The following is a 21438-nucleotide window of genomic DNA, read 5'->3' as shown; positions in this document are numbered from 1 at the left end:
CATGGCACTCCTTCGCAGCCTTCTGTTGGCTGCCTTCGTCGCCCCCGTCATGGTGTTAAGCCCCTTGCAGGCGCAAACGCTGGTGCGCGAGTTCGAAGCGGAAGAAGCCGGCAAAAATGTGGTGATGAACGCCGACTCCCTCACCTATGACGAAAACCACGGTACGGTCACCGCATCGGGCAATGTCGAGGTTTCGCAGGGCCATCGCCTGTTGATAGCGGACACGGTGTCATACAACGAAGGCCAGGACATGATGACGGCGTCGGGCAACGTCACCTTGATGGAACCCAGCGGCGAAGTTCTGTTCGCGGACTATTTGGAGCTCTCCGACGAAATGCGTGACGGCGTGCTACGCAATATCCGATTGTTGCTGGACGAAGATACGCGCATCGCCGCCAACAGTGCGCGGCGCAGTGACGGCAACCGCACCGAAATGAGCAAAGCCGTGTTCTCGCCCTGCAAACTCTGCCCGCTCCACCCGGAAGAGGCGCCGCTGTGGCAAATTAAGGCCGTCCGCGTTGTGCACGATCAGGAAGCGCGAGATATCGCCTATTACGACGCTTGGCTAGAGATGTTCGGTATTCCAGTTCTCTACACGCCCTATTTCGAACATCCCGACCCGACCGTACAGCGCCGCAGCGGCTTGCTCGCGCCCACCTATGGCTCCTCTTCGACGCTCGGTTTTCAACTTACCACGCCCTACTATTGGAATATCGCGCCAAACCGCGACGCGACCTTCAAACCAAAATTTACCAGTGATGAGGGCGTGGTTTGGGGTGCCGAATACAGGGCACGTACCTTGGCCGGCAATTATTCTGTCGACGCCAGCATCAACTATGGCGACGAGCGCGACGATGACGGGATCAGAACAGGAAACAGCGGATTTCGCGGCCATCTGTTCAGCGACGGCCGGTTCGAACTCGACCCGGTGTGGAATTATGGCTACGAGTTCGAGCGTGCCAGCGACGACACCTATCTTAGTTTTTACCGCATTGATTCCAAGGACACGTTGACGACCCGGCCCTATATCGAGGGCATCAACGGTCGTAACTATGCGAGCGGCAACGCGTATTTCTTCCAAGGTCTCGAAATCGACGACGATCAGGAGCAAATTCCGTTCGTCCTGCCGCTGCTCGATTTCAATCATCGGGGCGCGCCCGGCGCCTACGGCGCGTTCAACACCTTCGACGCAAATTTTATGACGCTCCATCGGATCGACGGCGCCGATAGCCGCCGCCTTTCTCTGGAGGGCGGATGGCATCTGCCACATATCGGACGATCAGGCAGTGTTTACCGCCTGTCGGCGACACTTCGCGGCGACGCCTATCACGTCAACAATGTCGATAACGCCGGCACCGCGCGCGCGACCAATGCCCGCGGATTTACCGGCCGCCTGCGCCCAGAATTGATCGCCGAATGGCGCCTGCCGTTGGTCCGGGACAGCGGTGGCATTCAGCAATTGGTGGAGCCCATCGTTCAAGGAATTCTAAGCCCTTACGGCGGCAATCCAGGTGAAATACCCAACGAGGACAGCCAGGATTTTGAATTCGACGATAGCAAATTGTTCAGCAACAACCGGTTTACCGGCCTCGACCGGGTTGAAAGTGGCCCGCGCGTCAATTATGGCCTGCGCTTTGGATTTTTTGGCGCCGGCAGCGGCCGCACCCAAGGCATGATCGGTCAAAGTGCGCGCCTCAAGGAAGACGACACGTTCAACCGCGGCAGCGGATTGGAAGATACTTTTTCCGATTATGTCGGACGCATTCACATCTCGCCCGCGGACATATTCGACCTCGCCTATCGCTTCCGCCTCTCAAAGGAAAATCTTGCCGCGCGGCGCAATGAGATCGATTTTGCTGCCGGGCCACGGGCGTTCCGAGTCAATGTCGGCTATGCGCTGCTGGAAGAACAAATCCCTGAGAGCGATACCACTGCATTTGCCAATCGCGAAGAAATCGCCGCCTCCGCTGCAGCGCGGATCACCAGCTTTTGGCGCGTCAGTGCCGGCACACGCCGGGACCTGACGGGATCCGGCGGCACCATCAATTGGAACGGCGCGGTCACTTATGAAGATGAGTGCCTGTTATTCACCACGAGTCTGATTAAGAATTTCACGCGCGACCGCGACGTGCAGCCCGAGACGAGCCTATTGTTTACAATTCAGTTTAAGCATTTGGGGTAATCTGGAGACGCGGGACACCGGTTTTTTAAACATGGTTGCCCAAGGGCGTCAGAGAGTTATAAACCTGACATAGAATGTTGAATCGGGTCAAAATATCATACACCCGCGCAGTCCTCGGCGCCGCGCTTCTCCTCGCGGCAACGATCAGCCTGCTTTTACCACCGCAAAACCTCGCGCGCGCGCAAGACATCATGCGCATCGCCGCCGTGGTCAACGACGATGTGATCTCGCTCTATGACCTGGCGGCCCGGATTAACATCGTGGTCGCGTCGTCCAACCTACGCGATGCGCCGGAATTACGCCGTCAAATCGCGCCCCAAGTCTTGCGTACTCTGGTCGACGAATATCTCCAGACCCAAGAAGCAGCGCGTCTAGACATCTCTGCCACCGATCGCGATATCGAGTTCACCATCAACCAGATCGAACAGAAACTCGGCACAGGAGAGGGTGGCTTCGACAATTTTGTACGCGCCAATCGGCTAGACCGCGAGGCGCTGATAGCACAATTAAAGGCTGAAATCGCCTGGACCAAATTGATCTCGCGGCGCCTGAGCTCCGCGATCTCTGTCGGCGAGGATGAAATAGACGGAGCATTGTCGCGATTGGAAAGCAGCCGCGGACAACCCGAATATCGGGTCGCTGAAATATTTCTCTCCATTGAATCGACCGATCAGGAACGGGAGATCACGGACACCGCGGAAAACCTGTTGGCGCAGCTGCGCCAGGGAGTCGCCTTTCCAGAGATCGCCCGCCAATTTTCGCAAAGTGCCACGTCAGCCGTTGGCGGCGATATTGGGTGGGTAATTGAAGGACAGTTACCGGCTGAGATAGACGCAATATTGTCGGCCATGGCGCCCGGAGATATCTCCAGCCTTGTTCGCACGTTCGACGGCGTACATATCATCAAGCTCATCGACCGGCGAACAGTGTTGACGGCGAACCCGCTGGATGCCCGCCTCCATTTGGCGCAGTTGATCGTCGAAGATTTCGGCACCGACAGGGAAACCGTGCTGGATCGGATCAGGCAGTCGCATGCACAATCGGAAGACTGCGCGGACATGCTGCGCCTCACCGCTGATTTCACGTCATCGCAATCTGGTGATCTGGGCGAGCTCGGCCTTCGCGACATGCCGACGGATTTGCGCGACGCCGTGCTGAATGTGCAGGCCATGGAATTAAGTCCGCCGCTGCCGTTCGGCCGCGGTTTCAGAATATTGATGGTCTGCAGCCGGGTAGAGGCTGAGGTCGAACTGCCAACACGGGACACAATGCGCCGGGATATTAGCAATCGGCGCCTGGAATTGCAGGCGCGGCGCTATTTGCGCGATCTCAGGCGCTCCGCCTTCGTCGATTTTCGTGTCTAGTACGACCCCGGGCAGCACGCTAAAGAGCCTCGCTGATACGGTATCCCGCCATGGCCTGAACGCCCGCAAATCGCTCGGCCAGCATTTCCTTCTTGATCCCAACCTGTGCGCGAAAATCGCGCGCGCGGCGGCCCCTGTTGACCAGGTGACCGTGCTGGAAATTGGGCCCGGGCCCGGCGGTCTGACGCGCGCCCTGCTGGAAGCTGGCGCGCGGCGTGTCGTTGCAGTCGAGCGGGATCAGCGTTGTGTCGCGGCGCTGGCTGACCTTGTCCGCGCGTGGCCGGACCGCCTGGAAATAATTGCCGCAGATGCGCTCAAAGTAGATCTCGATGAACGCCTTTCCGGACCGGTCAAAATCGTCGCCAATTTGCCCTACAATGTCGGTACGGCGCTGTTGATCCGCTGGCTCGCGGCGCCGGAGCGTTATATCAGCCTCACTCTGATGTTCCAAAAAGAAGTCGCCGCCCGCCTGACGGCAGCGCCCGGCACGAAAGACTATGGCCGCTTATCCATCCTGGCGCAGTGGCGTTGCGAGACGCGCCGACTCTTCGATGTCAGCGCGAAGGCGTTCACGCCGCCACCGAAAGTCACGTCCACGGTGATCCAGTTAGTTCCTCGCCCCGTTCCGCTGTTCCCGGCCGAGCCTGCGGCGCTGGCCCGCGTGACCGCCGCGGCCTTCGGGCAACGGCGCAAGATGATGCGCGCCGCGATGAAAGGACTGGTCGCCGATCCCGAGAAATTTCTCATCGCCAATGGCGTCGATCCTCGGGTGCGCGCCGAAATGCTGGAAATAGAAAAATTTTGCGCCCTGGCCCGCGCATTGCCGGAGTTCGCGGCGCCACAGCAAAAATAAAATCGCTTGCCCGCGTCGCCACTTGCCGCTATGTCCTGCGCCGCGATGACCAGTTACTTCAAACAGCGACGACGACGCGCTTCGACGCCTTCCCAGGCATAGCGCACGACGGAGATATCCGTGGTGCGCGCTTGCGTCCGCACCACATTCCATCGTCGAAAGTTCGTGCCATGTTTGAAATTTCCTTCGAAGGGCCGTTGGACGGCCCGGCCATTGAAATATTGTTGGATGCCGCCTTCGGACCTGAGCGTCATGCCCGGCCCTCCTATCGCCTGCGCGACGGGATCCCCCCGGTTGCCGAGCTGTGCTTTGTCGCCCGCCGCGACGCCGACATCCTCGGCACGATTCGATTCTGGCCGCTCGCCATCCCGGGCACGCAATCGGCGCTCCTTCTCGGCCCCATCGCGGTGGCGGCGGCGCACGGTAATCTTGGCCTTGGCAGCCGATTGATTGAACAAAGCCTTGATGCCGCGCGCACGCGCGGCCATGACGCCGTGGCGGCTATTGGAGAAGCGCGCTATCTCAGCCGTTTCGGGTTTCGCCCAGCGCGTGAATTTTCTCTCGAATTCCCGACCGACGTGGCGGCTGAGCGATTTCATGCCTTGGAACTGCAGCCGGATGCTTTGCGCGGTTGCAGCGGCATGCTGACAAGGGCGGGCGAATAAACGCGGCGGGTTCAGCGCCGCTCTTCGGTCAGGGCATGGACGAATGCATCCAGCCCAATATAGCGTTCGCGGCGCGTGCGTTCGGCATTCAGAATGGCGCGCGCCGCGTCGACGCTGTCGTCAAGCGCGCGATTGATGATCACATGATCATATTCGCCGTAATGGCTCATTTCATCGACCGCCTTCGCCATGCGCGCCGCCACGACCTCGGCACTGTCCTGAGCGCGGCGTTGCAGGCGGCTTTCCAGCTCGTGCAGCGATGGCGGCAGCACGAACACGCGCAGCACATCGAACGCTGCCGCGTGCGCCAGTTGCTGCGCGCCCTGCCAATCAATATCGAAGATCACGTCATATCCGGCGGCAAGCATCTCCTCGACCTGGTCGCGCGGTGTGCCGTAACTATGGCCGAACACTTCGGCATGCTCCAGAAACCCGCCCTGTTCCACCATCTGATCGAATTTCGCCTGGCTGACAAAGTGATAGTCCCGCCCATTCAATTCGTCGCGGCGCTTTGGTCGGGTCGTCGCCGAGACGGACATCCGCGTGCCCGGTTCCAACTCAAGCAGCCGGCGCGCGATTGACGTCTTACCGGCGCCGGAAGGCGACGAGAGAACAAACAAAATCCCGCGCCGGGCGAGCGGCCCGGAAGCGTTGTTTCCGGCCCCACCTACGGCTTCTTTCACGGCTTCATTCAATGTTCTGCACCTGCTCGCGAAATTGGTCGATGACCGCCTTAAGATCGAGCCCGATGTCGCTCAACTGCGCATCATTGGATTTAGCACACAGAGTGTTGGCTTCGCGGTTCAGTTCCTGAGCCAGAAAATCAAGCTTGCGCCCGATCGCACCGCCCTCCGACACCAGCGCCTTGGCGGCGGCAATATGCGTGCCCAAGCGATCCAATTCCTCACGAATATCGGTTTTTACGGCAAGAATTGCGAGCTCTTGGGCGAGACGCTCCTCTGCCAGCGGCGCACCCGCCTCCAGCAGCGCCGCCACCTGTGCCATCAGCCGCGCCTTGGCCGCTTCCGGGCGAAGTGCCGCACTTTCCCCAGCGCGCCGGCTCAGGCTTTCCATCGTCGCCAATTGCGCGCCAACGATATCACTTAGACTGGCGCCTTCCGCCGCGCGCGCGAGCGAAAGCTCATCGAGCAGCTCCGTCATGCTTGCCGCTATTGCCTTATCGCGCGCCGCGCAATCACCGCCATCCCCGATCTCTTCGACCGGCTCGATGACGCCGCGCAGGGCCAGCAGACCGTCAAGCCCGGGGCGCTCGATGCCCTCGGCGCCGCGATATTCTCCGGCCAGCGCAATCATTTCGTCCAGCAGTTCCCGGTTCACCCGCACTTGGGGCGTTCCGGTCTGGCGAGTGAGGCGCAAATTTATCGAGATGTTTCCGCGCTTGAAGCGCGCCATCGCGGCTTTGCGCAGTTCAGGTTCTAGCCCCTCCAGCCCGTTGGCGAGCCGGCAGCGCAGGTCGAGACCGCGACCGTTGACGCTCTTCGCTTCCCAAATCCAATCGACCGTCGCGTCGCGCCCTTCGGCGCGGGCAAACCCTGTCATGCTATGGACGCCCACTCTCGCTCCTCCGCCGCCTGCCGCTTATCGCGCGGCCGACTATATACTTTGAGCGCCAACGGCAACAGCCGCACCCGGGCGCCACAGCGGGTTACGGCTTTGGCGCAATATTCTGTTTCTGCAATTTACGCCAGCGCGCCACATTTTTATTATGCTCCTCCAGGGTTGCCGCGAAGGCATGCCCGCCGCTGCCATCGGCGACAAAATAAAGCGCGTCGGTGGCCAGGGGATTCAGCACAGCCGCCAGCGAACCACGCCCGGGATGGGCAATCGGCTCGGGCGGCAGGCCGCTATGCCGATAGGTGTTGAACGGGCTGTCAAAGGCCAGGTCGGCTTTGCTCAAGGGGCGCCCTAGGGCTACGTCACCACCGGTCACTGCGAAGATCACCGTCGGATCGGATTGGAGACGCATGTTGTTGCGCAACCGATTGACGAATACCCCGGCCACTTGCCGGCGCTCGTCGGTTCGGGCGGTTTCTTTCTCGACGATGGAGGCCAGCACCAGCGCCTGCTCCGGCGTATCAAACGGCAAACCCTCGGCGCGGTTGGGCCAAAGCTCAGCCAACGCGCTTTGCATCCCGGCTTCCATGCGACGGATCATGTCCGCCCGGCTGTCTCCACGGCGGTAAAAATAGGTCTCTGGGAGAAGCGCACCCTCGCGTGGAATTTCGGTCACGTCACCGTCGAGCGCCTCGGCGTCTTCGAGTAGGCGCATAATTTCGGCGCTGGTTAAGCCCTCGGGTATTGTCAGGCGGTAGTCCAGGGCTTTTCCCGCGAGCAGTATTTCCATCGCCTCGCGCGGCGTGATACCGGGCTGAAATTCATACTCGCCGGCTTTCAAGGCGCCGCCGTGTCCACTGCGCCAAATGCCAAGGGCGAATACGTTGGGATCTTCTAAGACGCCGGCTGCATAAAGCGCTTCGGCGATATCCCAAACACCGCTCCCGGGTGCGAGTATCACGGTGCGCGGAGACTCCAGCCCATTGGCCGATTCGAAATTTTGGTCGAGATATATCCAGACGGCAAGGATGACGGCAGCAACAACGGCGGTGGATACGACAATCCAGATTAGCGCGCGCCGATACGGTGCGGCCAAAGCCATTGTAAGTTAAGTGACCTCGCCGACGATCAAAGTAGCGTTGGTCCCGCCAAATCCAAATGAATTCGACATGGCGCGGCTCACTTTCCGCTCCTTGGCGACCAGCGGCACAAGATCCAGGTCGCAGCCCTCGGACGGGTCCTCGAGGTTGAGCGTGGGCGGAACGATGTCGTTCTGGATAGCCAGGATCGAAAAGATGCATTCAACGCTGCCGGCGGCGCCTAACAGATGGCCGATCGAGGATTTCGTCGACGACATCGAGATGTGATCTGCATCGGACCCGAACAGGCGCTTGACCGCGTTCAATTCGATCTCGTCACCAAGCGGCGTGGACGTGCCGTGGGCATTCACATAATCGATGTCGCTGGTGTTGAGTCCGGCACTCTTCAGCGCCCGGCTCATAGATTTGAAACCACCAGCCCCGTCCGGTGCGGGTGCGGTGATATGATACGCGTCGCCACTCATGCCATAGCCGAGAATCTCGGCGTAGATTTTAGCGCCGCGCTTTTTGGCGTGCTCATACTCTTCGAGTACCACCACACCGGAACCCTCGCCCATGACGAATCCGTCGCGCGCCCTATCCCAGGGCCGTGAGCCGCGCTTGGGCTCATCGTTGAAATTGGTCGACAGCGCCCGCGAGGCCGAGAAGCCGGCAATTCCGAGGCGGCAGATACCGGCTTCGGCACCGCCCGCCACCATGACGTCGGCATCTTCCAGCATAATTAAACGCGATGCGTCGCCAATGGCATGGGCGCCGGTGGAGCATGCCGTCACGACGGAATGATTGGGCCCTTTGAAGCCGTATTTTATCGAAATATGGCCGGACGCGAGATTGATCAGGCTGGAGGGGATAAAAAATGGGCTGAGCTTGCGCGGGCCGTGCTCATGCACGAGAATCGCGCCCTTCTCGATGGTTTGCAAACCGCCAATGCCGGAGCCGATCATGACTCCGGTGCGGTCCTGCTCTTCCTCGCTCTCGGGCTTCCAGCCCGAATCCTCTACCGCCTGGATTGCGGCGCCAAGCGCGAAGATGATGAACTGGTCCATCCGCCTGGTGTCTTTGTTCGAGATGTATTTGAGTGCATCAAAATCGCCGGGCCCGTCGCCGGTCGGCACATGCGCAGCGATCTTAGCGGGCAGATCGGAAACATCGAATTTATCGATGCTGCCGATGCCGGATTCAGATTTGATCAAGCGATCCCAACAGTGGGCGACGCCGCTACCAAGCGGCGTTACGAGGCCCAAACCTGTAACAACCACGCGTCTCATACGCCGGATTCCCCGCCCTTAACGACGGCGCGATGCGATATCCGTGAAGCGGTCATCGGCCGGTCTCCGCGGCGCAGCGAAGCCAGAATCAGGTGATTTGCTCGATGTAGTTGACCGCGTCTTTGACGGTCAGGATTTTCTCCGCAGCGTCATCCGGAATCTCGCACCCGAACTCTTCTTCGAAGGCCATGACAAGTTCTACCGTATCGAGGCTATCAGCGCCCAGATCATCAATAAAACTCGCGCCATCGGTCACTTTATCTTCATCGACGCCCAAATGTTCGACGACGATCTTCTTTACCCGTGCCGAGATATCATCACTCATTAAACATTCCCTCGGATATTGCTTGGCGATCCGTTAAACGACTGGATTATAGGTTCAGACACCGTCAGGTATAGCCTTGATATTAGCTTACCGCGGATAATTCCGCGTACGACTCCGGGGCGATTTCCCGCCGACGCGCGCGGTAGGTAACATACTTTGTGGCGCATGGCCACAAGTCAACGCAGTCTCGTTGCTGGCCGTCAAAACATCGCCATACCGCCGTTGATATGTAGGGTCTGGCCGGTCACGTAGGCCGCTTCGTCGCTGGCGAGATAAACACAACCGGCCGCCACGTCAGTCACCGCACCGATATGCGCCGCCGGAATCGCTGCGACGATTCGCTCGCGCTGGGCCTCATTCAGGGCTTCCGTCATTGCGGTATCGATAAACCCCGGGGCGACGCAATTCACCGTCACGCCGCGGCTGGCGACTTCGGCCGCCAGCGCCTTAGCCAATCCAGTCAGACCGGATTTAGAAGCGGCGTAATTGGCCTGCCCCGGATTTCCGGTGGCGCCGACAACGGATGTAACGAATAGAATCCGTCCCCAACGCGCTTTCATCATGCCGCGAAGAGACGCCCGCGCCAACCTGAAACCCACGCCCAAATTGATGTCTATCACATCCTGCCATTCCTCATCCTTCATTCTGAGAGCCAGATTATCGCGGGTAATGCCGGCACAATGGACCAAGACCTCCATGCCGCCCATCGCCTCGGTGGCGCGGCCCATCAGGCCCTCGACCGATTGCGTGTCTTTCAGATCACAAGGTACCGCATGGGCGCGCGTCCCGAAATCCGCCACTTGTTGATCCAGCACCGTTTGCCGGCTGCCGGACAACGCCACTTCGGCGCCCTGGGCGTGCAAAGCGCGCGCAATTGCCGCACCGATGCCGCCAGTCGCACCCGTCACCAACGCCCGTTTACCCGTCAGATCAAACATTCCAATTTCTCGCTCGCCATTCCATTTTCTCGCTCACCATTCTCTCGCTCACAATGACTTTAGAAAACTCTCAATTTCATCGATGCCGCCCACGGCAACCGCGTTCAATTCCGGGTCGATGCGCCGCGTTAGACTCTTCAAGACAGTTCCAGCACCGGTCTCGACCAGCATTTCGACCCCCTCGGCGGCCATCGCCGCCACGCATTCCCGCCACCGAACCATGGCTGTCACTTGGCGTACCAGGAGATCGCGAATCTTATCGGGCTCATACACCGGACGGGCACTGACATTGGCGAATACTGGAACCGAAGGTGGGCGAATATCGACATTCGCCAGGGCCGTGGCCATGGCTTCGGCGGCAGGTGCCATCAATGGGCAGTGAAATGGCGCACTAACCGGCAGGAGAACCGCCTTGCGCACGCCCTTCTCGCCGGCGAGCACGATGGCGCGGTCAATTGCCGCCTTGCTACCGCTGAGTACGACCTGTCCGGGTGCGTTGTCATTGGCCAGCGTACACACTTCAGCCGAGGCCGGATCGCTCGTGGCTTCGGCGGCGATTTCTTCGGCCACGGCCAAATCGGCGCCCAACAGCGCCGTCATCGCACCTTCGCCCACTGGCACCGCGCGCTGCATGGCATCTCCGCGCAACCGAAGGAGGCGCGCGGCATCTGGAAGGGAAATCGCGCCTGCCACAGCCAGGGCAGAATATTCACCTAGGGAGTGTCCGGCCACTGCGGCGGCTAGCGCCGCGACCTTTTGCCCGCTTTCTTGCTCGATAACCCGGATCACAGCCATGGACATCGCCATCAACGCCGGCTGGGTGTTCCTTGTTAGGCGCAATTCCTCATCGGGACCGTTAAATATCGTGGCTGAGAGTTTCTCTCCCAGAGCTTCGTCCACTTCTTCGAAAACCTCACGCGCGGCGGCGAATGCCTGCGCCAAATCCTGCCCCATTCCAACCTTTTGCGACCCCTGTCCGGGAAACACGAATGCTCGCTGCACGTCCCGCAATTCTCCCTGGTTTGCGCCCCCGATCAATTCATCGAGCGAGCCAAAGTTGACTGCACTCGACGCCCTGTCAAGCGCCCTTGCACGGTAGAGGCAATCCTGTATAGTGCGGCGCCTTAGCAGCGCTGCGAACAAACTGTTTGTGGCGGTTTTGGTGTATTCGGCGCGCCCAACTCGGGTCAAGTCTGAACCGCAAAACGTGAATACTGTATACGAAATTTGGGAGAAGCCTCGACATGCCGCTCTATGAGAGCACGTTAATTGCGCGCCCCGACATATCGGGACAACAGGTCGAGGGCCTGTCCGAGCAATTTCAGACAATTGTTCGCGACAATGGTGGCGCTGTGCCGAAGACCGAATATTGGGGCCTGCGCAGCCTGACCTACCGGATCAAGAAAAACCGCAAAGGCCATTATTTGCACATGCACATTGATGCTCCAGCGGAAGCGATCGCCGAAATGGAACGCAATATGCGCATCAACGAAGATGTAATGCGCTATCTAACGATCAGGGTGGATGCTCTTGACCCCGAACCCTCAACAGTCATGCAGTCAAAGGGATCTCGCGATACCCGCGGCAGGGGCGAATATCGCAGCCGCGACGGCGAGCATGGCGGCGGACGGTCTGATGCACAAGAAAATAAGCCCGGTCCTGCGGCCGTGAATGTAGCCGCGGACAAGCCTGCGGCCAGCGCTGGCGCGAGTGACGCTGCAGCAGAGACCAAGACAGAGACTAAGACGGAGACCGTGGCCGAGGTGGCCCCGGAATGAGTTCAGAGCGGAGTTGAACATGGTTGATGTGTCAGAAGGCCGCGGCGGCGGACGCGGCGGAAACGACGGACCACGCTTTGGTGACTCAGAACGGTCTGGCGGACGCGGCGGACCGCGCGAAGGTGGCGGAGACGCAGGTTCGGGGGCATTTCCTCGCAGGCCGTTTTTTCGCCGGCGCAAATCCTGCCCGTTCAGTGGGGCAAACGCGCCAAAGATCGATTACAAAGACACCAAGATGTTGTCCCGGTTCCTGTCCGAGCGCGGGAAGATTGTGCCTAGCCGCATTACTGCCGTATCCATCAAGAAGCAGCGCGAATTGGCCCGCGCGATCAAGCGGGCCCGTCATTTGGCGCTCCTCCCTTACGTCGTAAAATAACAACCGTCTGATCAGACGGAACGTCCGCATCCGCGGAACGTGCCCATCGAGGAGTCGTTAGCCATGGATATCATCTTGCTCGAGCGCATCGAGAGACTTGGCGGTCTGGGTGAAACCGTCCGCGTCAAGGATGGCTATGCCCGAAATTTTTTGTTGCCGCAGAAAAAAGCCCTGCGCGCGACCGACGCAAACCAGCAGCGTTTCGAGCACGAGCGCGAAGCGCTGGAGAAGATCAACGATGAGCGGCGCGGTGCGGCCCTTACTGGCGCTGAGAAGATCGAAGGCAAGGATTTCGTCCTCATCCGCCAGGCCAGTGACACATTTCAGCTTTATGGCTCGGTCACCGCGCGCGACATCGCCGACGCCATAATCGCCACCGGAGTCGACATTAAGCGCCAGCAAGTGCGCCTTGATAGACCCATCAAAACGCTCGGTATTTTCGAAGTTCGCGTCGCGGTCCACCCGGAGGTGATCGTGACGGTCAAGGCCAACGTGGCGCGCTCGACGGACGAGGCTGAGACTCAGGCTAAGGGCGGTTCCATTTTACCGGCGCATGAGCAGGACGCGCTCGACGAGCGAGAAGAGGCTGAGGCCGCCAGAGCGGAAATTGCCGAGGCGGCGGCGGCTGTGTTCGAGAAGCAGGAAGAAGTTTTGGAGGTCATGACCGAATCCGAAGAATCTTCGGCGGGTAGTGACGAGCAGCAACCCAATTCAGATGCGCCCGGTGAAAGTGAATCGGGCGATGCCACCGCCGCAAAGGCGGAAACAACAGGCGGCTGACCCCACGGCCGAAAGCAGCGCCATGCTCTGCGGGGTACTCTTTAAGGCATTGATGAGCTGGGGCACGCTTCGGGTCATCGATGGGCGCGGCAAGCTGCATGAATATGCCGGCACGCCGGGACCGCAGGTCACGGTCCGGTTGCACGATACATCACTCCACTACAAGCTGTTCTGGAACCCACGCCTAGCGGTGGGCGAAGGCTATATGGACGGCACGCTGACGGTCGAGGATGGCGGCCAGATCATCGACCTTATCGATCTGATGGGCGCCAATCTCAACAAGTTGGAAGCAACCAAGGTGATCCGGTTCCGCAACTGGCTAACGCCCTTTGTGCGACCGATTCAGCAGTATAATCCGGTGAGCAGAGCGCGCAAAAATGTGGCGCATCATTACGACCTCTCGGACGAATTGTTCGATCTTTTCCTCGATAGCGACCGGCAATATTCCTGCGCCTATTTTCAAACCCCGAACGACAGCCTGGAACAGGCACAATTGGCGAAAAAGCATCACCTTGCGTCGAAGCTGGTGCTCGACCGCCCGGGCCTAAAGTTGCTCGATATCGGCTCGGGTTGGGGGGGGCTCGGCATCTATCTGCATCAGGTGACGGGCGCCCAAGTAACTGGCCTGACGCTCTCCACCGAGCAGCAAGCCTACGCCACGGAACGGGTCAAGAAACTCGGCATCGCCGATCATGTGCGCTTCGATTTGCGCGATTATCGCCTGGAGACTGGGGTCTATGACCGCATCGTCTCGGTCGGCATGTTTGAGCATGTCGGCGTCAAGTACTACACACAATTCTTCAGAAAATTGAAATCCTTGCTCGCCGAGGACGGCGTAGCGGTGCTGCATACGATTGCCCGATGGGATGGCCCCAGCGTCACCAATCCGTGGCTGCGCAAATATATCTTTCCGGGCGGCTATACGCCTTCTCTATCAGAGATATTCGCGGCGATTGAACCGACCGGCCTACAAGTGCTCGATGTGGAAATTCTTCGCGTCCATTATGCTGAGACACTCAGGCACTGGTCGGCAAACTTCCGCGCCAACCGAGACAAGGTGAAAGCGATTTATGACGAGCGTTTCAGCCGCATGTGGGAGTTTTATCTGGCCGGGGCGGAAACCGCATTCCGCCGTCAGGATCACATGGTCGCGCAAATTCAGATCGCCCGCCAACAGGACGCCGCGCCGCTCACGCGAGATTATTTGTCCGAATGGAAGCGCGACCACCCAGTCTGAGTGCCGCGCCGCAAGTTATCCCCATAATTACCGCAAACTTTTACAGGTAATTTTTGCCCGCGAGAGGGCGCCGTGGTATCGAAGCCGTCTTGCTATGATGTATAAGGGTTCATGGGACCAAGCAGCGCGATAAACAGCATTCAGGAAGTTGACGGGCAGCTTCCGAGCTATCGCACCCTGCCGCACAATCTTGAAGCAGAGCAAGCGCTCTTAGGCGCAATCCTGATCAATAACGAAGCGCTCAATCAAGTCGCGACCTTCCTCGAACCGCCACATTTCTATCTGCCCGTGCATGGCCGCATATTCGAGGCCATTCTCAAAATGATTGAACGCGGACAAATCGCCAGCCCGGTGACCCTCAAGCATTATTTTGACAATGACGATTCACTGTCCGACGTCGGCGGCGCACAATATCTCGCCCGGCTGGCCGGCTCTGCGGTGACGATCATCAATGCCGAGCATTATGGCCGCGCCATATATGACTTGGCGATGCGGCGTGAATTGATCAGCATCGGCGAAGACATGGTCAATGAGGCCTATGACGCCTCGCTCGATGAAAGCGCCGTCGCCCAGATCGAGAATTCCGAACATAAACTGTTCAAATTGGCCGAGGAAGGTGGCGCCGAAGGCGGATTCCGTTCCCTCGATGTGCCGCTCCGCGTCGCTCTCGACATGATCACCCAGGCCTGCAAGCGCGACGGCCAGCTGTCCGGTACCTCTACCGGATTTATAGATATGGATAAGCTGCTGGGCGGCCTGCATCCTTCAGATCTGATCATTCTCGCAGGCCGTCCGGGCATGGGGAAATCCGCCCTGGCCACCAATATCGCCTTCAATGCGGCGCTCGCCTACAAGCAGGAAAAGGATGATCAGGGCAATGTCGTGGCCGAGCACGGCGCAAAGGTCGGCTTGTTCTCGCTGGAAATGTCATCTGAGCAGTTGGCGACACGGCTTTTGGCCGAACGCTCGGAAATTTCCTCGGAAAAACTGCGTCGCGGCGAATTGAGCGACGCCGAATTCAGCAGAGTCGTACGCGCCAGCCAGGAAATCGAAAGCCTGCCATTGTATATCGACGATACGCCGGCGCTCTCCGTCGCCGGCCTGCGCGCCCGCGCGCGCCGCCTCAAACGCCAGCACGGTCTTTCCCTAGTGATCGTCGATTATCTCCAGCTCCTGCGCCCGTCCAGCAGTATGCGCCTCAACAACCGGGTGCAGGAGGTCTCCGAAATCACGCAGGGGCTGAAGGCCTTGGCCAAGGAGCTGAATTTACCGGTGATGGCGCTTTCGCAATTATCGCGGGCAGTGGAGCAGCGCGACGACAAGCGGCCGCAACTTTCTGACCTCCGCGAATCGGGATCGATCGAACAAGACGCGGACGTCGTGATGTTTATCTACCGTGAACAATATTACCTCGCCCGCAAGCAGCCCGAAGACGGCACTGCTGAACATGCCGAATGGATGGAGCGCATGGAACGCGTGCATAATCTGGCGGAAGTGATCGTCGCCAAGCAGCGTCACGGCCCGATCGGCAAAGTCGATATGTACTTCAACGAGTATCTCACCCGCTTCGGGGATTACGACCGCGCGCATAGTCAGATAGCCGACGACGCGCCATTCTGAGCGCGCTTGATACCGTCGAACGCCTTTGCGGGCGCCCAGCTTAGCATCGACCTCGACGCCATCGCGGCCAACTGGCGCGCCCTGGCAGCGCGCCTCGAAGCGGGCGCACGGGCCGGCGCGGTGGTCAAGGCGGATGCCTATGGACTGGGGATGGCGGCCGTGGCGCCGGCTCTCCATGGCGCCGGTTGCCGAGATTTTTTCACCGCGTCGCTCGATGAAGCCATCGCCTTGCGCGCTGTCCAGGCGGACTGCCGAATTTATGCCTTTTTCGGCCCGCTGCCCGGCGAAGCCGCCGAGTATTCGCGCCACGCGCTCACCCCGGTTCTCAACGATCTCGGCCAGATCGAACTCTGGCGCGCTCATATACATCAGGGCGGCACGCAGAAAGCGGTGCTGCACATCGATAGCGGCATGTCGCGCCTCGGCCTGCCACCCGAGGAAGTGGCCTGCCTGGTGGCGGAGCCAGAGCGTTTGGCCGGGCTAGATATCGCTTTGGTGATGAGCCATTTGGCTTGTGCCGAGCAGCCTGAAACCGCGATGAACGAGGCGCAATTGAGCGAGTTCAAAACGGCTTTGGCCGCGCTCAACCCTGTCGCGGCAGCCGCCGAATCGAGCTTGGCCAACTCTTCCGCGATCTTTCTCGGCCCTCGGTTTCAGTTCGATTTGGTGCGCCCCGGGGCGGCGCTGTACGGTCTAAATCCAACGCCTGGAAAAGCCAATCCAATGTCGGAAGTCGTTCGTTTAGAAGGGAAAATCCTGCAGGTACGTCGCGTTGACAGCCCTCGGAGCGTTGGCTATGGTGCCGCGCACGTCGTGACGCGGCCAAGTCGAATTGCGACCGTGCCCGTCGGCTACGCTGACGGATATTTGCGTAGCGCCAGCAACCAAGCCACAAATCGGGCTTGTGCCTATGTGAGAGGCGCCCGGGTGCCGATCGTCGGGCGGGTGTCGATGGATATGATTACGCTCGACGTCACCGACATACCGCGCGAACACGCCCAACCCGGAGCGCTTGTCAATTTGATCGGCGGTCCCCATTCCATCGATGCATTTGCCGCCGAAGCCGGCACCATCGGGTACGAGGTTTTGACCTCTCTGGGGCGACGCTATCGGCGCCGCTATATCGAAAACGGCATCGCACGTGAGGGAACGGCATGACGTCCGGGATCGCGCACGCCTATGAAGTTTTGGTGCTCCGAAATCCTAAGTTAGTTCTGGTCGCGCTGCTCTCAATTCTGGTTTTCTTCGGCTATTACACTAAAGATTTCGCGTTGGATGCATCGGCCGACTCTTTGTTGCTGGAAGACGATGTGGACCTCAAGATATTCCGCGAGATCCAGAAGCGATATCCGAGTAACGACTTGCTCATCGTGACATACACCCCCGACAACGACCTCTTTTCGGACCAAGCGTTAGAGTCCTTGAAGCAACTTCGCGAAGACCTCAGGAAAGTCGCCGGTGTGGACACGGTGTTCACGATACTGGACGCCCCGCTGTTGAAAAGCTCGGACAAACCGTTCACAGAAATGATCAACGACGTACCAAGCCTGGAAAAACCCGGTATCGACCGGAGTCGGGCCAAAGATGAGCTGCTCACCAGTCCTATTTACCGCGAGCTCATCATCAGTTTGGATGGTCGAACAACCGCGTTGCTGTTGGGATTGGTTGAAGACCAGCAGTACAATAGCTTGCGGCAGTCACGAAGTGAGCTGCGCGCCAAAAAACAATCTTCTGGTCTCTCTGCCGAGGAGACACAGACCCTAAAACGCATCGAAAGCGAATATCTTCAGGCTCGCGAAGCATTAAATGCGCAGCGCCACTTAGATATTACACAGATCAGAGACATCACCGCGAACTACCGGGAGCAAGGCGAACTGTATCTCGGCGGGGTACCGATGATTGCCGACGACATGGTGACGTTTGTGCGCAACGACCTAATTGTCTTCGGTGGTGGCGTGCTGGCGTTTCTCATCATTGTTCTCGCCATTATCTTCCGTAAATTGCGTTGGATCGTGCTGCCGTTGCTCAGCTGCTTTTACGCTGGCCTCGTCATGGTCGGCGTTCTCGGATTGAGCAGTTGGAACGTCACCGTTATCTCATCCAATTTTCTCGCCCTCATGCTGATCATTACGATCTCGATGAACATTCATTTGATCGTGCGTTACCGCCAGCTCCATCGAGATTATCCCGATGACGATCAGTTGGTGTTGGTCAGAACCACTATCCATAAAATGGTGAAACCCTGCCTGTACACTGCGCTCACGACCATCATCGGATTTGGCTCCCTGGTCGTGAGTGAAATCAAGCCGGTGATCGATTTCGGGTGGATGATGAGTGCCGGTTTGGCAGTGACATTTGTCACCTCGTTTCTCCTATTTCCGACATTGTTGATGGTGATGGGGAAAACCGAATCTAAGCCCGCCATCGAGAGTGACCGATTTCTCTTACCTGCATATCTCGCCCGTCTGACCGAGACTCAAGGCAACAAGATCATGCTGGCAGCGGTAATAGTGACCGCCGTGAGTGTCGCCGGAATCAGCCAACTGCGAGTCGAGAACAGTTTCATCAACTACTTCAGCGACGACACGGAAATTTATCAAGGTCTCAAGCTCATCGATGACAAGCTCGGTGGTACGACGCCGTTAGAAATTCTGATAAACCTGGGGGACGATACCGACGACGCCCTGAGTCCCGAAGAGCTTGCAGGGATGACCGAGCACGAAATACAATTAGAGCGCGAGTTTGAGGAAGCACTCGCCAGCTCGCCGGAGTATTGGTTTACCCCCGACAAAATCACGCGCATCAAAGAAGTACATGACTACCTCGATGGACTGCCCGAAATCGGCAAGGTGCTCTCGCTCGCGTCGGCAGTACGGGTTGCCGAAGACGTCATCGAGCAGGACCTAGATGCAATGCTGCTGGCACTCCTCTATACCAAAATTCCCGCCGAAGTAAAAAAAGACATGATCGACCCCTTTGTGTCGATCGACAACAACGAGGCGCGGCTGTTCGCGCGGGTGTTGGATTCGAAACCGGATTTACGCCGCAGGGAGCTGCTGGAGACTGTGCGCAGCGATTTGGTGGAGAAGCTCAATTTTGAGGAGCAGGACGTGACCGTGAGCGGGCTCCTGGTGCTCTACAACAATATGTTGCAGAGCTTATTCTCATCGCAAATTAAAACCATAGGTGTCGTAATGCTGGGAATCGCGATCATGTTCCTCGTGTTGTTCCGGTCGATCCCCTTAGCGATTATAGGTATTCTGCCAAACCTGCTCAGTGCCGGAGTGGTTTTGGGTGTCATGGGATTGGCAAAAATTCCCATGGACATGATGACCATCACGATCGCCGCCATCACCATCGGTATCGCGGTGGACGATGGTATTCACTACATCTACCGCTTCAGGGAAGAATACGCGCGGACGAACGATTATGTGGAGACCATGCGCTTTTGCCATTCCAGCATCGGCAAAGCGATGTTTTACACGACCATGACCATTATCATTGGCTTCTCCATCCTGGTATTTTCCAACTTCACCCCCACTATTTATTTTGGTGTATTAGTCGCGGCGGCAATGTTTATTGCTCTTTTGGCGGCACTCACGCTGCTGCCAAAGTTGATTTTACTGTGGAAACCATTCGGCTGACGAACTCAGAGTTCGAGGCGGCAAATGTCCCCAAGGCCAGGCAGGCAGTCCTGACGGGCGCGACAATGATTTCCATTACCCACGACATAGCGAGTGCGCGTAAAATTGGGAATCGAATCGGCGTGATATTCGACTGCAAGATGATCTGGAGCGGTGCGGTGGACAAGATTGACCAAAGCGTCGATGCGCATGTCGGGCAATTTATCGCCTCCCGCGCCGAACGCCCCAGACAGATGCAAGCTCGCCGCTTGTGACAATCGCGAGGCCTCTCCGGTCGGCCTACGCGCAACAATTGCTTTAGGTGGAGATTCGTTGGCGCGCACTGATCCAAGATTTGTTTGTCAATCCTGTGGCGCGAGCCGGCCGCGCTGGGCGGGTAAGTGCGATGCATGCGGCGCCTGGAATAGCATTGCCGAGGAAATCCCACGCGAGGCGGCGCCCAAGGGCTTGGGCAAAGGCAGAGGGCGCGAGATCGCTTTCGTTAATCTGGCCGGCGAACATGGCGAGGTGGCGCGTCACGCCAGCGGCATAGCGGAACTTGACCGGGTGGTGGGCGGCGGCCTGGTGGCCGGCTCGAGTGTTCTCCTGGCTGGCGATCCAGGAATTGGCAAATCCACCCTTCTCCTGCAAGCCGCTGGTGCGCTGGCAGCAAACGGCCTGCGCTGCGCCTATATTTCCGGCGAAGAAGGGATCGAGCAGATTCGCCTGCGCGCGGCCCGTCTCGGCCTCAGCGATGCGCCGGTGCAATTGGCCGCGGCGACCAGTGTGCGCGATATCCTGACCAGCCTTGAGAGCGCGGCGCCGCCCGATGTCATCGCGGTCGATTCGATCCAAACCATGTATCTCGATACGCTCGATTCGGCGCCCGGCACTGTCTCGCAGGTGCGCGGCGCGGCTCAGGAATTGATTCGCCACGCCAAGCGCTCAGGCTCGGTGCTGCTGGTCGTCGGCCATGTCACCAAAGACGGCCAGATCGCCGGTCCGCGGGTGCTCGAACATATGGTCGATGCAGTGCTTTATTTTGAGGGCGAGCGCGGCCATCAATTCCGCATTGTCCGCGCCGTCAAAAACCGCTTCGGCCCGACCGACGAGATCGGCGTTTTCGAAATGACCGGCGCCGGTCTGACTCAGGTGCCGAACCCTTCGTCGTTGTTTCTCAATCCGGAACGCGGACCGGTTTCCGGCGCCGCCGTGTTCGCCGGTATCGAAGGCACGCGCCCGGTTCTGGTGGAAATTCAAGCGCTGGTCGCGCCCGGACCACCCGGCTCGCCGCGCCGCACCGTGGTTGGCTGGGATTCCGGCCGTCTCGCCATGGTGCTCGCCGTGTTGGAAGCGCGGGCCGGTCTCTCGCTCGGCAGCAGCGATGTTTTTCTTAATGTTGCCGGCGGGCTACGCATCGCCGAGCCGGCTGCAGATCTGGCCGTGGCGGCGGCAATTGTGTCGTCATATGCGGACCGACCGGTCCGCGAGGGCACCGTGGTATTCGGCGAAATCGGCCTGTCGGGCGAAGTCCGCCCGGTGGCGCAGGCGGCGGCGCGCCTCAAGGAATCCGCCAAACTTGGCTTCACCCACGCCATCGTACCGCGGCCCGCGTCCAAGGCTTCGGGCGGCGGCAAGGATATGGCCGAGGCCGGCGTCTCCGATATCTCGCGCCAGGAAATCAACCGGGTAGGCGAGGTACTCGATCTCTTGTTGCCGGTGCTCGCGGCCGGTGAGAGAGGGGCCTGAACGCG

The 21438-nt window shown here is 59.1% G+C and carries 19 protein-coding genes and 1 pseudogene; 13 read left to right on the top strand and 7 right to left on the bottom strand.

Going from position 1 to position 21438, the window contains the following annotated elements; all coding sequences use genetic code 11:
* Position 1 precedes the first annotated feature (1 nt).
* The 4 genes from lptD (at position 2) to O3A94_02805 (ending at position 5064) form a co-directional block, all read left to right on the top strand.
* Entirely contained in the window at positions 2-2182 is a 2181-nt protein-coding gene (gene lptD, locus O3A94_02820; protein ID MDA1355182.1) for an LPS assembly protein LptD, read from the top strand.
* A 74-nt stretch (positions 2183-2256) separates the two neighbouring features.
* Positions 2257-3546: a peptidylprolyl isomerase gene (locus tag O3A94_02815; protein MDA1355181.1), complete on the top strand. Its 1290-nt coding sequence runs from the start codon at positions 2257-2259 to the stop codon at positions 3544-3546.
* A complete protein-coding gene (rsmA, locus tag O3A94_02810; GenBank protein ID MDA1355180.1) occupies positions 3533-4399 on the top strand; it encodes a 16S rRNA (adenine(1518)-N(6)/adenine(1519)-N(6))-dimethyltransferase RsmA in 867 nt (288 codons plus the stop codon). The genes O3A94_02815 and rsmA overlap by 14 nt, the downstream gene beginning before the upstream one ends.
* The gene (locus O3A94_02805) at positions 4348-5064 is read left to right on the top strand and encodes an N-acetyltransferase (GenBank protein MDA1355179.1); all 717 of its coding nucleotides are present in this window, start codon (positions 4348-4350) and stop codon (positions 5062-5064) included. The genes rsmA and O3A94_02805 overlap by 52 nt, the downstream gene beginning before the upstream one ends.
* Before the next feature lie 11 nt (positions 5065-5075).
* Here O3A94_02805 and gmk read toward each other — a convergent pair whose 3' ends face one another.
* The 7 genes from gmk to fabD form a co-directional block, all read right to left on the bottom strand.
* Complete coding sequence (gene gmk, locus O3A94_02800) at positions 5076-5747, bottom strand: guanylate kinase (GenBank protein MDA1355178.1); 672 nt, start codon at positions 5745-5747, stop codon at positions 5076-5078.
* Between the two features lie 4 nt (positions 5748-5751).
* Complete coding sequence (locus O3A94_02795) at positions 5752-6624, bottom strand: YicC family protein (protein ID MDA1355177.1); 873 nt, start codon at positions 6622-6624, stop codon at positions 5752-5754.
* A 106-nt stretch (positions 6625-6730) separates the two neighbouring features.
* On the bottom strand, positions 6731-7741 hold the full coding sequence (gene mltG / locus O3A94_02790) for an endolytic transglycosylase MltG (GenBank protein ID MDA1355176.1): 1011 nt from the start codon (positions 7739-7741) through the stop codon (positions 6731-6733).
* Positions 7742-7747: 6 nt separating this feature from the next.
* Complete coding sequence (fabF, locus tag O3A94_02785) at positions 7748-9007, bottom strand: beta-ketoacyl-ACP synthase II (protein MDA1355175.1); 1260 nt, start codon at positions 9005-9007, stop codon at positions 7748-7750.
* Between the two features lie 88 nt (positions 9008-9095).
* Entirely contained in the window at positions 9096-9332 is a 237-nt protein-coding gene (locus O3A94_02780; protein MDA1355174.1) for an acyl carrier protein, read from the bottom strand.
* A gap of 200 nt (positions 9333-9532) precedes the next feature.
* Positions 9533-10270 (bottom strand): 3-oxoacyl-[acyl-carrier-protein] reductase, encoded by a 738-nt coding sequence (fabG, locus tag O3A94_02775; GenBank protein MDA1355173.1) that lies wholly within the window; start codon positions 10268-10270, stop codon positions 9533-9535.
* A 48-nt stretch (positions 10271-10318) separates the two neighbouring features.
* Complete coding sequence (gene fabD, locus O3A94_02770; protein ID MDA1355172.1) at positions 10319-11272, bottom strand: ACP S-malonyltransferase; 954 nt, start codon at positions 11270-11272, stop codon at positions 10319-10321.
* A gap of 242 nt (positions 11273-11514) precedes the next feature.
* On the opposite strand from fabD, the pseudogene rpsF reads away from it, so the two are divergent.
* The 9 genes and pseudogenes from rpsF to radA all read left to right on the top strand — a co-directional run bounded on the left by rpsF (position 11515) and on the right by radA (position 21433).
* Positions 11515-11853: pseudogene (gene rpsF / locus O3A94_02765) on the top strand (30S ribosomal protein S6).
* A 223-nt stretch (positions 11854-12076) separates the two neighbouring features.
* Positions 12077-12424 (top strand): 30S ribosomal protein S18, encoded by a 348-nt coding sequence (gene rpsR, locus O3A94_02760; GenBank protein ID MDA1355171.1) that lies wholly within the window; start codon positions 12077-12079, stop codon positions 12422-12424.
* A gap of 63 nt (positions 12425-12487) precedes the next feature.
* Positions 12488-13204 (top strand): 50S ribosomal protein L9, encoded by a 717-nt coding sequence (gene rplI / locus O3A94_02755; GenBank protein MDA1355170.1) that lies wholly within the window; start codon positions 12488-12490, stop codon positions 13202-13204.
* Between the two features lie 52 nt (positions 13205-13256).
* Positions 13257-14441: a cyclopropane-fatty-acyl-phospholipid synthase gene (locus O3A94_02750; GenBank protein MDA1355169.1), complete on the top strand. Its 1185-nt coding sequence runs from the start codon at positions 13257-13259 to the stop codon at positions 14439-14441.
* Between the two features lie 111 nt (positions 14442-14552).
* A complete protein-coding gene (locus O3A94_02745) occupies positions 14553-16061 on the top strand; it encodes a replicative DNA helicase (GenBank protein ID MDA1355168.1) in 1509 nt (502 codons plus the stop codon).
* 9 nt (positions 16062-16070) lie between these two features.
* The gene (gene alr, locus O3A94_02740) at positions 16071-17219 is read left to right on the top strand and encodes an alanine racemase (protein MDA1355167.1); all 1149 of its coding nucleotides are present in this window, start codon (positions 16071-16073) and stop codon (positions 17217-17219) included.
* Positions 17216-19705, top strand: coding sequence for an MMPL family transporter (locus tag O3A94_02735; protein ID MDA1355166.1), 2490 nt, complete (start codon positions 17216-17218; stop codon positions 19703-19705). The genes alr and O3A94_02735 overlap by 4 nt, the downstream gene beginning before the upstream one ends.
* Positions 19687-19959, top strand: coding sequence for a hypothetical protein (locus tag O3A94_02730; protein ID MDA1355165.1), 273 nt, complete (start codon positions 19687-19689; stop codon positions 19957-19959). The genes O3A94_02735 and O3A94_02730 overlap by 19 nt, the downstream gene beginning before the upstream one ends.
* A gap of 58 nt (positions 19960-20017) precedes the next feature.
* Positions 20018-21433, top strand: coding sequence for a DNA repair protein RadA (gene radA / locus O3A94_02725; protein MDA1355164.1), 1416 nt, complete (start codon positions 20018-20020; stop codon positions 21431-21433).
* The last annotated feature ends 5 nt before the right edge of the window (positions 21434-21438 follow it).

This window comes from Pseudomonadota bacterium (assembly GCA_027624955.1).
In the GTDB taxonomy this organism is placed as follows: Bacteria; Pseudomonadota; Alphaproteobacteria; order UBA828; family UBA828; genus PTKB01.
Note: the sequence above shows the minus strand (reverse complement) of the source record. Positions and strands in the feature narration are given on the sequence as shown.

Bases quoted from the DNA above. Each gene is read 5' to 3' on its own strand.
- lptD (MDA1355182.1), top strand. From the start codon at position 2: ATGGCACTCCTTCGCAGCCTTCTGTTGGCTGCCTTCGTCGCCCCCGTC.
- O3A94_02815 (MDA1355181.1), top strand. From the start codon at position 2,257: ATGTTGAATCGGGTCAAAATATCATACACCCGCGCAGTCCTCGGCGCC.
- O3A94_02795 (MDA1355177.1), bottom strand. From the start codon at position 6,624: ATGACAGGGTTTGCCCGCGCCGAAGGGCGCGACGCGACGGTCGATTGG.
- mltG (MDA1355176.1), bottom strand. From the start codon at position 7,741: ATGGCTTTGGCCGCACCGTATCGGCGCGCGCTAATCTGGATTGTCGTA.
- fabF (MDA1355175.1), bottom strand. From the start codon at position 9,007: ATGAGACGCGTGGTTGTTACAGGTTTGGGCCTCGTAACGCCGCTTGGT.
- O3A94_02780 (MDA1355174.1), bottom strand. From the start codon at position 9,332: ATGAGTGATGATATCTCGGCACGGGTAAAGAAGATCGTCGTCGAACAT.
- fabG (MDA1355173.1), bottom strand. From the start codon at position 10,270: ATGTTTGATCTGACGGGTAAACGGGCGTTGGTGACGGGTGCGACTGGC.
- rplI (MDA1355170.1), top strand. From the start codon at position 12,488: ATGGATATCATCTTGCTCGAGCGCATCGAGAGACTTGGCGGTCTGGGT.
- O3A94_02750 (MDA1355169.1), top strand. From the start codon at position 13,257: ATGAGCTGGGGCACGCTTCGGGTCATCGATGGGCGCGGCAAGCTGCAT.
- O3A94_02745 (MDA1355168.1), top strand. From the start codon at position 14,553: ATGGGACCAAGCAGCGCGATAAACAGCATTCAGGAAGTTGACGGGCAG.
- O3A94_02735 (MDA1355166.1), top strand. From the start codon at position 17,216: ATGACGTCCGGGATCGCGCACGCCTATGAAGTTTTGGTGCTCCGAAAT.